Genomic DNA, 13,326 nt, shown 5'->3' on the forward strand with positions numbered 1-13,326 from the left:
AGAGCTCTAAGCTGGTATCTGCTGAGTAATACAATGTATGTTGCCGCCACCTAACAACACTTCGCGTGTCTGAATACCAACGATTTGATAATCAGGCAGTGCTGCGGCCAAAATCTCTGTCGCAATGCTGTCAAACTCACTGCCTAGCAGCGGCAGAAAGACATGCCCGTTAACCATCAAAAAGTTAGCGTAAGACGCACTTAATCGTTCTCCCGCCTGACGGTTCATACCATCGCTAGTTTCCACGCCAGACGCCTCTTCATGAGAGTAGTATAGCGGTCCAGGCAATGGCACTTTGATGACTTCGATAACACGACCACTAGCATCCGTTTGCGTCTTGAGTGCTGATAACGCTTCCCTAGACAAAGCGTATTGAGGATCGAATGGATCATCTGTCCAACTCAATACGACTTTACCGGGTGCAACCACGTGAATCAGATTGTCTACGTGTCCATCGGTTTCATCGCTAAACAGTCCTTTAGGTAACCATACTACTTTCTCGATACCGAGGTATTCACTCAATTTGGCTTCAATCTGGGTCTTGGACAGTGATGGATTACGTCCCGGGCTAAGCAAGCATTCTTCAGTGGTATACAGAGTACCTTCACCATCAGTGTGAATAGCACCACCTTCGAGGACGAACGGGGCACGATAGTAATCAAGTCCCATGACATCGCATACCGCAGCGGCAACGTTATCGTCGTCACTCCAGTCATCATAAAGGCCATTGAACTCACCACCCCAAGCATTGAACTTCCAGCTCACGCCGCGCCTGTCACCCTTAGCGTTAACAACGACCGTTGGACCAATATCTCGCATCCAAGAATCATTGAACGCCATCTCCACCAGCTTTACTGAACGGTCAAGCATAGCGCGAGCTGTCTCATACTGAGAACTGCTCACTGCTACGGACACGGGTACAACATCGGCAATTGCATTGGCAACCTTAGCGAAGGTTCTTTGCGCTGGCTTAGCTTTGTCTCGCCAGTTGTCGCGGCGCTCAGGCCAAGCCAACCAAACTTCTCTTACCGGCTCAAACTCAGCCGGAAAAAAGAAACCATCTTGTTTTGGTGTTGTGGTGAGTTTCATTGGTCACCTCACTACTTTGCTAGGCTAAGAATGTCTTGGTATAACTCTGGACGGCGGTCACGGAACAGACCCCAGGCGTGACGAGCTTTGGCTGTTTCTTGAAGATCGATTTCCGCATAGATGATCGCTTCACCTTCACGAGGTGCTTCCGCTAGCTTACCACCTGTGTGATCTGTGATGAATGATGAGCCATAGAACGTCGTCTCAATGCCGTCATCCGCTTCTACACCTACACGGTTAGAAGCAATCACCGGCACTAGATTGGCTGCAGAATGGCCTTGCATCGTACGTTGCCAGTGATCTCTAGAGTCCAGTGACAGGTCTTGCGGCTCTGAGCCAATCGCTGTTGGATAGAAAATCGCTTCTGCGCCACTCAGAACTAGACTACGCGCAAGCTCTGGGAACCATTGATCCCAGCAAATGCCAGCACCGAAGGTACCAAATTGCGTTTCCCACACTTTAAAACCGGTATCGCCAGGGCTGAAATAGTACTTTTCGCTGTAGCCAGGGCCATCTGGAATGTGTGACTTGCGGTAGTTCTCAAGGACAGAGCCATCGGCATCGATCATCACAAGTGAGTTGAAAAAGGTGTTACCCGCTTTTTCGAAATAGCTCACTGGGATAACGACATTCAACTCTTTTGCCAATGCACTAAGTTCATTGATTAGACGACAGTTGTCCGTCTCTTCTGCAAGCTCAAAATACTTCGCTTCTTGTTTTTTACAGAAATAAGGGGCGGCCATGAGCTCCTGAGGCACAATCACATTTGCACCGTTTGCTGCTGCTTCACGAATCGCGCCTTTAATCTTTTCTAGGTTTGCATCTAGGTCCCAAGTTTTGGTCAACTGAAGGGCAGCAAATTTAACTACTTTACTCATAGGATCTTCCTTTATCTCTTTTCATCTAAGGGCTGACTGAGTGCCCGTCTTTGCAGGCACTTCTTTTTGTCTAGTGGTGTTTGTCTATCTTCTTGGGATTAGATTGCGAGTTTGTCGCGTAAGGTATAGTAGGCCGCCCCCATCGCCGTAAACGGAATCGCAAAATGGCGACCGCCAGGGAACGTTACGTGGGTAAGGTCTGCGAAAGCATCAAAGCGCTCTGCGTGACCCGATAGAGCCTCCGCGAGCAATTTACCGGCAAGGTGGGTACACGTTACACCATGGCCACTGTAGCCTTGTAAGTAATAGATATTGTCGTCAAACGAGCCAAACTGCGGCATGCGTGAATAGGTAAGTAGGAAGTTACCAGTCCACTTATAATCAATGCCGATGCCTTTAAGTTGCGGGAAGATCTTTTCCATCTTCGGACGAATCAAGGCTTCGATGTTCTCTGGGTCACGTGCGCCGTATACGACACCACCACCAAACAACAGTCGCTTGTCTGCACTTAGACGGAAATAATCCAATAGATAGTTACAGTCTTCAACACAGTAATCTGATGGTAGGATATCTTTCAACATCGCTTCGGATAGTGGCTCGGTTGCCACAACTTGAGTACCGCAAGGGATCGCCTTGTTACTGATGTTTGGTGCCAAACCGCCCAGATACGCATTGCCTGCTAAGACAATGTATTTAGCTTTTACGCTGCCTTTTTCTGTGTGAGCAACAGGGTTCACGCCTTTTTCAACGCGAGTTACGCCTGATTGTTCAAAGATTTGTCCACCTAGAGCTGTGATGGCTGCCGCTTCACCCAGCGCTAATTTTAATGGGTGGATATGACCACCACTCATATCCAGTAGCGCACCTTTGTAAGCTTTTGTACCAACTGTCGCTTCGACCTCATTGGCATCAAGTAGGCTTAGCTTGTCGTTGCCGTAGCGTTCCCAGTGCTTTTTGTGCTCTTCAAGGCCTTTCATTTGTTTGCTGTTCAGTGCGGTGAACATACCACCCTGTTTGAAATCACAGTCGATGTTGTGTTTATCGATAAGGCCGCGAATGATGTCACCACCTTCAAAGATCATATCGCACAGTGCTTTTGCTTGCTTTTCGCCATAGCGGCTTTCAATGACATCCACATCGCGGCTGTAGCTATTTACAATCTGACCACCGTTGCGACCGGTAGCGCCAAAGCCAACCTTAGCATTCTCAAGTACCACAACTTTGAAGCCTTTTTCAGCAAGATGCAGTGCTGAAGACAAGCCCGAGAAACCGGCACCAACCACACAAACATCACATTCAATATTGTCTTGCAGTTGTGGGTACTCACTTACATTTAGGATCGAGTGAGCGTAGTATGAATCTGTATGTTTATTCATCATTCTATTCCTTGTAATAACGGCTTCGGGCTTAACGGTGGAGACGAATCCAGGTTGTTTTGGTTTCGGTAAATTTTTCAATAGCATGGATGGACTTGTCGCGTCCGTTACCACTCATCTTGAATCCACCGAATGGGACGGTCATATCGCCCTCGTTGTAGTTGTTCACCCACACAGATCCTGCCTCTAATTGCTTAGCGACTCGGTGTACGCGATTGATGTTGTCACTCCATAGCGCTGCGCCCAGACCGTATTGAGAGTCGTTGGCGATAGCAATGGCTTCTTGTTCAGTTTTGAAAGGAATAACGCAAAGTACTGGGCCAAAAATCTCTTCTTGAGCTACGCGCATTTGGTTATTTACATTGTCTAGGATGATCGGTTCGACGAACGCGCCTTTTCCTTCAACATCGCCGCCGCAGCGCACAACCGCACCGGCTTGCTCGCCAAGTTTGACGTAGTCCAACACTTTAGCTTTGTGCTCACGGTCAATCAGCGCGCCCATTGAAGACGTCGGATCCATCGGATCTTTAGGCATGAAACGTTGTGCTGCGCTGATCACTTTATCGATAAAGGCATCTTTAATGCTCTCATGCACTAGTAGTCGAGTGGCCGCCACGCAGACTTCACCTTGGTTGTAGAAACAGCCTGCGGCCGTTTCAGCAGCTGCGCCATCAAGGTCGGCATAATCTTCAAAGACGATATTGGCATTCTTGCCGCCCGCTTCTGCCCATACGCGTTTTAAGTTAGTTTCACCAGATGCGATCATGAGGTGACCAGCGACACGTGTAGAACCCGTAAAGGCAATGCAATCAACCCCGTTATGACGAGCAAGTGCTTCACCCGCTTCATGACCAAAGCCAGTAATGACTTGGAATATCCCGGCAGGGATCCCTGCTTCATTCGCGAGCTTGCCTAAGAAAATGGCCGTCAAAGAGGACTTTTCTGATGGTTTAAGAATAACACTGTTCCCTGCCGCCAGTGCAGGACCGAGCTTCCAACAGCCAATCCACAATGGGAAGTTCCAAGGAACTACAGCCGCTACCACACCGATTGCTTGATGAGAAACAAACGCGTGGACGTCTTTCTCGGTTGGAGCAACTTCGCCATATACCTTGTCGATCGCTTCTGCATACCAACGAATCGACTTAGCGGCGCCTGGAATGTCTGTTGAAACACTGTGAGAAATAGGTTTACCCGTATCAAGGGTTTCAAGAAGTGCTAACGCTTCAACGTTCTCGTCGATAAGATCAGCAAACTTGATCAGTACAGATTTTCTGTGTGCTGGAGAGCTTTGGCTCCATTCGCCATTTTTAAAGGCTCTTTTCGCGTATTCAACGGCAAGATCGACGTCGGCAGATTTACAGCGAGCGATGTTCGCGATGATCTCATCTGTGGCTGGGTTAACCACCTCAAGTGTCGTCTCATCGACAGCGGCTGTGTATTCGCCGTTAAGAAAAGCGCGCTGTTCAATTACCTGCGCTTCTCGTTGTTCAATCCATTGTTGTTGCGTTTTCATACGCTCTCCTTGGTTACCTCAAGGCGCTAGAATGCTTTTGGTGTATGAGCACTTATCATTCTGCAAGCCTTATCGGAGTAATTAGTAAATTTGTGTGGGATAGTCGTGTCGATAACATAGGATTCGCCTTCTTTAATCAGATAGGTTTCACCGTTGTACTCTAGTTCGACTTCACCGCTCAATACGGTGCCGACTTCCTCTCCGTCATGCTTAATATTGGAGGCTCCAGTGGTGCTGTTTGGAGCGTATTCCTCTATCAAAAATCCAATTTCTTGTTTGTTGCTGCCATTGTTGACCAGTTTCATTGATACCGTTTCGCTACCAATTTCAATCAAGTCTTCTGGTTTAATCACAACCTTTATTTCTTTGTTTTCTTGCTGCTCGAGAGTAAAAAACTCCGAAAGCGACAAGGTAAAAACGTTCACTATTTTTTGCAGAGAACTCACCGAAGGACTCACTTTGGCATTTTCAATGGAAGAGATAGCGCTATGTGTAATGCCCGCTCGCTCTGCCAGTTCTCGTTGTGAAAGTCCGCGCTCTTTTCTTAGTTGAGCAATATTTTTACCAATCTGGTGGTTGTCCATGCATTCAGCCTCTAAATCATTGGGAAGCTGACATAATAAATTCTTTAAACAAAATTTGTGAGAAATGATTGTGTTTTGCTTCCCATTCTGGGTGCCACTGCACGCCAACAAAGTATTTTTGCCCCGGCAAGCTAAACGCTTCTATAAGGCCATCCGGTGCTTTTGCTTCCACTTTTAATACAGAACCAAGCTGTTTAACGCCTTGGTTGTGAAGGGTATTAACTTCAAACTTGCTGGTATCTTCCCATTTAGCGTTTACCAACCACTGTTTGAATACACCATCATCTTCAACAAACACCGGGTGAGCTGGCGCGTATTTCTCAGTAAAGTCTTTCGACTCATTTTCACGATGATCTTGATAGCCTGACTCATGTACCGCCGGATCTAAGCTACCACCCAGTGCTACGTTCATTTCTTGGAAGCCGCGACAAATACCTAAACATGGAATGTTCATGTCTATCGCACGGCGTATCAGCTGAATAGAGAGCTCATCACGCGCTTCATCTTTCTTTTTCTCTTCGTGGCTACCGTTATAGCGATGTGGCGCTACGTTAGAGTGGCTTCCTGGAAACAACAGTCCGTCACAGACAGTCAACACTTTATCCAATTCATCCGCTTCTATTACTGACGGCAGAATGATTGGTGTACCGCCGAAGTCTTTCACCGCCTGAAGGTAGAACTCATTCAATGCCTGTATTTGATAGCCAGCGAGCTCTTTTTTACAGCTTACGAGTCCTATTATTGGTTTTCTTATCTCAGACATTGTCACACTCACGTTCGATTTATTTAACAAAAACCGTACAACCCACGTACATAATTATCAACAGCAGTGTTCAAAATAGATTCCAAAGCGTGATTTTGATCTCTATTTTGGTCAAAAAAAGCACTAATTTCGCTCGATATATTGAGCAAAAGCCGATCAACTGTTACAAATTAGTTAACGTTTAACACGGTTGAAATAATCACCAAATTAAACAAAGTAGAATAAAAACAATTATTTAAACTTAAAATTCAGCCAAAAACCCTCATTAGCTAATGGGTATTGTGTTCAATTTGTTAAACACCACCAAAATTAGCGTCAGTCAAACAGGGTAACTAGGAGTAGTAAAGATGGATACCTATTTACAGGAAGTTAAAAATTTTCGACAAAACTGGCCAGAGATTCAGTATGTAGACGTCATATTTACCGATCTTAACGCCACGCCTCGCGGCAAACGCATTCCAGTAGACGCGCTTGAAAAGCTCGCTAAAGGTGTCGCCCTCCCCCTCTCTACTATTACTCTTGATACCAAAGGCGCTGTTGTTGAATCGGCTGGATTGGGTGAAGACCTTGGTGAACCTGATAACCTTTGTTTCCCTGTTTCTGGAACACTATTACCGACGGCGAAAGAAGGGACGGGTCAGGTATTGCTTTCTATGATGGAAGATGACGGCAAAACGCCACATCGTCTATTTATCCGCAATATTGTTGAACGTATGGTGGATATCCTACACGCTAGGAATCAATTCCCTGTCGTGGCGCTAGAGCTTGAATTCTATCTTATCGATAAAGTGCGCGGTGAGAATGGTGAACTGCAAACCGCCATCAATCCAACTAAGAATAAAAGAGAACGCGACACAGAAGTTTATGACGTAGATGGTCTTGATGACTATGCAGACTTTTTATCCGAGCTAAACGCAGCGGCTGCCGATCAAGGTTTAAACACAGCAGGTGCACTTTCTGAATCCGCTCCTGGTCAGTTCGAAATCAACTTCAACCACTCTAAAGACGTACTACGTGTTTGCGATGAAATTGTCTTCTCAAAACGTCTAATCAAACAAATCGCTCACAAGCATGGTTTTGACGCCACCTTTATGGCGAAACCTTTCCTTGAAGAAGCAGGAAACGGTCAGCACATGCACATCAGCCTCATCAACGAGCAAGGCGATAACCTATTTACTAATAATGAGGATGACTCAGCGAGTCCGTTGTTCTTCCAAACAATGGCAGCGATGTTATCCCAAATTCCGGACGCGATGGCGCTACTTTGCCCGAACGTGAACTCTTACCGTCGATTTGTACCTGGTGCCTATGTACCAACACGTGCAGATTGGGGTGAGAACCACCGAGGAGTAGCACTTCGCGTACCGATTAGCGATGGTAAAAACCGTCGTATTGAACACCGCATCGCTGGTGCGGATGTTAACCCTTACATTCTCGCTGCAGTAGTACTTTCCGCAGTATTAGCGAGTGATAACTATACCCAAGAACAGTGTCCACCAGCCCTAAGTGAAAATGCCATCGATCTGCCAACACGCATGTCCGATGCCCTAACGCAACTGGATAACAGTGAGTTAGGCACGTATTTCTCCCAGGACTTTATTGATATGTATCTCGCTTGTAAACAAAGTGAACTGGCCGAATTTGAGCGCATCATTACCCCGCTTGAGATCGACTGGATGCTTCACTCTGCATAGCCAAAGGAAGGAAATTATGACAACGAAATCTGGTGTACTAACCCCACCAAGGAAATCGGGGAATAAGCACTTATTTGTAACCGCGCTTGTAGCTAGCGTATTAATTGGGTTTACCGCTTTAGGTCTTAGTCACGTAGAAGGGGACGCGTACGGGTGGCTTAGCCTATTGCCGACGACACTCGTGCTAGTGTTTGCCTTAACAACCCATAGGACAGTAGAGGCTCTTGTAGCAGGGACCATTGCAGGGGTTTTACTACTTGACCCAACCCAAGTTGTAGAAAAGTTTATCGGCATCTCAATGGATGTCATGATGGACGGGACCATTGCATGGATCATTTTGGTCTGTGCATTAATGGGTGGACTCATTGCCATGCTCGAGAAAGGCGGCAGTATTCTTAGCTTTAGTAATATGTTAGTTAGTAAGGTGAAGAGCCGCAAACAGTCGATGCTTATGACCTTCGTTCTTGGCCTAATCATCTTTATTGATGACTACTTGAACGCCATTGCGATTTCCTCATCAATGAAAAAGGTTACCGACGGGTATAAGATCTCTCGTGAAAAGCTAGCCTACCTTGTTGACTCAACTGCAGCTCCAATCTGTATTCTGGTACCAATTTCAACATGAGCCATTTTCTTTAGCTCTCTGCTAGAAGCTAATGGTGCAACTGATGAAGGGTCGGGTATTGAGGCGTATATTTCTGCAATTCCTTATATGGCTTATGGCTGGATTACACTTGCTATCGTTATTTTAGTTGCACTAGATAAAATTCCTAACCTTGGTTCAATGAAGCAAGCTGAAGAGCGTGCTCAAAATGGTCAAGTAAAACCAGATGGTGCTCAAGATATTGAGTTCTCTGGAGAGGCGCCACAGACTACATCACCAGTAATGGGCCTGATCAACTTCATCATGCCGATGGTTGTGCTAGTTGGTGCTACATGGTTTTATGGTATCGACCTACTTGCTGGCGTAGCTGTTGCGATTGTCTTTACACTTTGTCTATATGGCTTCCAAAGACTCGTCTCAATGAACGAACTATTTGATTCCGTCTTTGATGGTGTAAAAGTCATGCTCATTCCCCTCGCTACAGTTGTAGGCGGCTTTATGCTAAAAAGCGTAAATGACTCCCTAGGACTTACCGAGTTTGTAATAGAATCAGTTGCACCTTACCTCTCTGCACAATACTTTCCTGCACTGATTTTCATCATCACTGGTGGTCTAGTATTTGCCTCTTCTTCTTCTTGGGGTACGTTTGCTGTTGCCATGCCTATAATTCTGCCACTTGCAGACCAGTTGGGCGTGCCATTGCACCTGACCATCGCTGCAATGCTATCAGCTTCAGCGGCGGGCAGTCATTCATGCTTCTTCAGTGATTCGACGGTACTCTCTGCGCAAGGGTCTGGCTGTACTGCGATGCAGCACGCTAAGACGCAGTTCCCATACGCGCTTATCGGTATTGTTGTTACTACTCTATTCTTCATTGTGGTTGCTTAACACTCGTTAGCAAATTCAATGAGAATCCAAAAGGGATGCCACTCAGCAGGCATCCCTTTTTATTTGCATTTTCAAACTCAATCATCTCTGTAACACATTAATTGGTAAGCTTATTCCTACGCATAGAAGTTACTTTGTGTAAATCTATGTAAATGAAAGGTTATCTTATTTCACAATTGATTTAGATCAAACCCCATCATTTCCAACTACTGTTACATAGAGTTCAATTAACCCGCTGATTATCAGAAACTCACCCATTAACTTGGATGATTCTGAAATCATCGTTTGGATCGCGTTGTTCGTAAACTGGAGTCGAATATGGAAAGCGAAAAGAATATGTCTCAAGGCAAATGTCCTGTCATGCATGGTGGTAATACTCGTGTTGGTGGTCGTGGTACGCAAAACTTGGATTGGTGGCCAAACCAACTCAATCTGAAAATCCTTCATCAAAACGATCGTAAAGGAAATCCTCATCACGAAAGCTTCAATTATGCGGAAGCCTTCAAAAACCTCGATCTGAAGCAAGTTAAACAAGACATTGAACATATCCTGACCGATTCTCAAGATTGGTGGCCAGCCGACTACGATCACTACGGTCCATTTATGATTCGTATGGCTTGGCACGCCGCCGGTACCTACCGTACCGCTGACGGTCGCGGAGGCGGTAATACAGGTAACCAGCGCTTTGCACCTCTTAACAGCTGGCCTGATAACGGCAACCTAGACAAAGCCCGCCGTCTACTTTGGCCAGTGAAGAAAAAATACGGCCAAAGCCTCTCTTGGGCTGATTTATTTATTCTTGCTGGCAACGTATCTATCGAATCCATGGGTCTAAAAACCTTTGGTTTCGGTGGCGGCCGCGAAGACATTTGGGAACCAGAAGAAGACGTTTACTGGGGTACGGAAAGCGAGTGGTTGGGTGACAAACGTTACTCTGGTGACCGCGAACTTGAAAATCCTCTTGCGGCGGTACAAATGGGTCTTATCTATGTAAACCCAGAAGGCCCGAATGGCGATCCAAGTGTGCTCGCATCTGGCCGCGACATTCGTGAGACCTTTGCTCGTATGGGCATGAATGATGAGGAAACAGTTGCGCTAGTAGCAGGCGGTCATACCTTCGGTAAGTCACACGGTGCAGGCGACCCTGAACTGATGGGACCAGAGCCAGAAGCAGCACCAATGGAAGAAATGGGCTTTGGCTGGCGTAACGATTTCGGCAGCGGTAAAGGTGACGACACTACGACCAGTGGTATTGAAGGTGCTTGGACACCAAACCCTATCCAGTGGGATAACGGCTACTTCGATATGTTGCTTGGCTACGATTGGGATCTCGTAAAGAGCCCAGCTGGCGCTTGGCAATGGGTTCCAGTGGGTGTCACTGAAGAGCACATGGCACCAAAAGCACACGACGCTTCTCAGCGCGTTACCACTATGATGACAACCGCCGATATGGCGATGCGTATGGATCCGATCTACGGTGAGATCTCTAAGCGCTTCCACAGGAATCCAGATGAGTTCGCCGACGCCTTTGCTCGCGCTTGGTTTAAACTAACCCACCGCGACATGGGACCTAAAGCTCGTTACCTAGGTGAAGAAGTGCCTAGCGAAGACTTGATCTGGCAAGATCCACTTCCAGCTTCAACGTCTGCGCCTATCAGCTCTGAAGATGCAGCGACATTGAAAGCGAGTATTATAGCTTCTGGACTATCAGTGTCTGAACTGGTTTACACCGCTTGGTCATCGGCATCGACATTCCGTGGTTCTGACTATCGCGGCGGCGCAAACGGTGCGCGTATTCGTCTCGCCCCTCAACGCTACTGGGAAGTCAACCAACCAGAGCAGCTGAGTCGTGTATTAGATATCTATGAGCGTATTCAAGCTGAATTTGGTAAGCCAGTGTCAATTGCAGACCTTATCGTTCTTGGTGGTAACGCGGCCATCGAAAAGGCTGCGAAAGACGCAGGTATTTCAGTAGACGTCCCATTTGCCGCAGGTCGTACCGATGCACTCGAATCTCAGACTGATGCTGAATCATTTGCTGTACTTGAGCCACTTGTTGATGGCTTTAGAAACTACAGTCAGAAAGCATTTAGTGTGTCTGAAGAAGAGCTACTGCTAGATAAAGCTCAACTACTAACGCTAACTGCTCCAGAAATGACGGTGTTGATCGGTGGTCTGCGCGTACTAGGCGCAAACTATGGTGACAGCGACTTTGGCGTTCTAACTGACCGTAAAGGCCAACTCACCAACGACTTCTTCGTTAACTTGACGGATATGGGCACTGAATGGCGTCCAACCAACGATGACGCGACTGAGTTTGGTGGCTTTGACCGTGCGTCGGGCAGTCAGAAATGGAAAGCGAAACGTGCTGATCTTGTGTTTGGCTCTAATTCACAGCTTCGCGCAGTGGCTGAAGTCTATGCATGTGATGATGCTAATGAGAAGTTTGTTTGTGACTTTGTCTCTGCTTGGGTCAAGGTTATGAATGCGGATCGGTTTGATGTTTAAAATGTAGTGAGCTTACTTTGTTAAGTTCATCGAAATTTACCCCTCCCGGCCTCCCCTTATAAAGGGGAGGAGCAACAGGCTCGCTGCGCGTCGCCTCACCTAAAACATAGAGCGATGTGACGATAGGAACGAGCCTACTGTTCTCCCCCTAATATAGGGGGAGCTAGAGGGGGTCTAAAACGTTGAACTCACAGCAAATGATATACCAGTTACCATCAACCCCACTTCAAAACCCGAACCTCATTCCCTTCTTCCGGCTTCTTCGGAATATTCAACGACAACACCAACGACACAGCCGCCATTGCAGCTCCAATGTAAAACACACTCGACGGTGAAATCAGCCAAATAAAACCAAACGACACCGGAATCACTACCGCGGCAATGTGGTTAATCGTGAACGACACCCCAGCAGTCGAGGCCATATCGGCCGGATCAGCAATCTTTTGGAAGTAAGTCTTGATAGCCAGCGCTAGTGCAAAGAACAGGTGATCAATCACATACAGCGCGGCTGCCCATTCGGCGGTTTGTACTAAGCCATAGCCTACGAACACGAAAATCAGTCCTACGTACTCCACCATCAGCGCCTTACGTTCACCAACGATACCAATAAATCGGCCAATCTTTTTCGCGAATAAAAAGTTAAACAGATAATTAATCAAGAACAGCAAGGTGATATCCGACACGCTGTAACCAAACTTCTCGACCATCAAAAAGCCCGCGAATACCGTAAAAATCTGACGTCGTGCACCACTCATAAACGTCAGGGCGTAGTAGAGCCAATACCGCTTCCTAAGCACAAGCTTCTTGGTTTGAGGGGTATCTGTTTTAAATTGAGGGAATGCAAAAGCGATAAACAGCACCAAAACAAAACCAACACCGCCAGAAATACCGTAAACCCACACGTAGTCGAGCTTGAAAACCTCAACCATCACCCAAAGACCTGCGTAGGTCAAAAGCGAGGCCAATGCGCCCACTGAGATAAGCTTACCCAACACCTCAGGCGCCTCTTCCTTGCTGAGCCATTGTAAGGAAAGCGATTGTTTAAGGGTCTCAAAGTAGTGAAAGCCAGTAGACATGATCAGTGTCGTAATGAGCAACCCTGCCACCGATGGGAACAAGCCTGTTATCGCGGTGCCCGTAGTCAGCAGTAGCAGCGATATGATCATGAATTTTTGCTCACGAATGAACAGTAGGACAAAGACCGTCGTAAACGCTAAAAACCCAGGAATTTCACGTACGCTCTGCAGCAGTCCGATATCTGAGCCGTCAAAGTTAGCTTTTTCAATAACAAAGTTATTGAGCAGTGCCATCCAACTGGAAAAAGCGATGGGCACTATAATCGATATAATAATGAGAAAGTTCCGCGGCGTTTGCCAAGCAGGTTCGGTTTTTGCTTGAGACATGATGATTCCTTTGAAAGCGTTAT

At 46.7% G+C, this 13,326-nt stretch carries 9 protein-coding genes and 1 pseudogene; 3 read left to right on the forward strand and 7 right to left on the reverse strand.

Annotated elements, in window-relative coordinates; genetic code table 11:
• Positions 1-6: 6 nt before the first annotated feature.
• The 6 genes from aguA to PG915_RS18045 all read right to left on the reverse strand — a co-directional run bounded on the left by aguA (position 7) and on the right by PG915_RS18045 (position 6,206).
• A complete protein-coding gene (gene aguA, locus PG915_RS18020) occupies positions 7-1,089 on the reverse strand; it encodes an agmatine deiminase (RefSeq protein WP_353499796.1) in 1,083 nt (360 codons plus the stop codon).
• An 11-nt stretch (positions 1,090-1,100) separates the two neighbouring features.
• On the reverse strand, positions 1,101-1,967 hold the full coding sequence (gene aguB, locus PG915_RS18025; protein WP_353499797.1) for an N-carbamoylputrescine amidase: 867 nt from the start codon (positions 1,965-1,967) through the stop codon (positions 1,101-1,103).
• 98 nt (positions 1,968-2,065) lie between these two features.
• Positions 2,066-3,343 (reverse strand): NAD(P)/FAD-dependent oxidoreductase, encoded by a 1,278-nt coding sequence (locus PG915_RS18030; protein ID WP_353500158.1) that lies wholly within the window; start codon positions 3,341-3,343, stop codon positions 2,066-2,068.
• Between the two features lie 31 nt (positions 3,344-3,374).
• On the reverse strand, positions 3,375-4,859 hold the full coding sequence (locus tag PG915_RS18035) for an aldehyde dehydrogenase (protein ID WP_353499798.1): 1,485 nt from the start codon (positions 4,857-4,859) through the stop codon (positions 3,375-3,377).
• Positions 4,860-4,885: 26 nt separating this feature from the next.
• Positions 4,886-5,443: an HTH-type transcriptional regulator PuuR gene (puuR, locus tag PG915_RS18040; protein ID WP_353499799.1), complete on the reverse strand. Its 558-nt coding sequence runs from the start codon at positions 5,441-5,443 to the stop codon at positions 4,886-4,888.
• A 16-nt stretch (positions 5,444-5,459) separates the two neighbouring features.
• Positions 5,460-6,206 carry a gamma-glutamyl-gamma-aminobutyrate hydrolase family protein gene (locus PG915_RS18045; RefSeq protein WP_353499800.1) on the reverse strand — a complete coding sequence of 249 codons (747 nt, stop codon included), beginning with the start codon at positions 6,204-6,206 and terminating at the stop codon, positions 5,460-5,462.
• 347 nt (positions 6,207-6,553) lie between these two features.
• Between PG915_RS18045 and PG915_RS18050 the strand changes: the two genes are divergently transcribed.
• From PG915_RS18050 to katG, 3 genes and pseudogenes are all read left to right on the forward strand, one after another.
• Entirely contained in the window at positions 6,554-7,900 is a 1,347-nt protein-coding gene (locus PG915_RS18050) for a glutamine synthetase family protein (RefSeq protein WP_353499801.1), read from the forward strand.
• 16 nt (positions 7,901-7,916) lie between these two features.
• A pseudogene (locus PG915_RS18055) lies at positions 7,917-9,392 on the forward strand (Na+/H+ antiporter NhaC family protein).
• A 318-nt stretch (positions 9,393-9,710) separates the two neighbouring features.
• A complete protein-coding gene (gene katG / locus PG915_RS18060) occupies positions 9,711-11,900 on the forward strand; it encodes a catalase/peroxidase HPI (protein ID WP_353499802.1) in 2,190 nt (729 codons plus the stop codon).
• 215 nt (positions 11,901-12,115) lie between these two features.
• On the opposite strand, the gene PG915_RS18065 is transcribed toward katG, so the two are convergent.
• Positions 12,116-13,303 (reverse strand): MFS transporter, encoded by a 1,188-nt coding sequence (locus PG915_RS18065; RefSeq protein WP_353499803.1) that lies wholly within the window; start codon positions 13,301-13,303, stop codon positions 12,116-12,118.
• Positions 13,304-13,326: the final 23 nt, after the last annotated feature.

It is taken from the genome of Vibrio sp. CB1-14 (genome assembly GCF_040412085.2).
GTDB classification, from domain to species: Bacteria; Pseudomonadota; Gammaproteobacteria; order Enterobacterales; family Vibrionaceae; genus Vibrio; species Vibrio chaetopteri.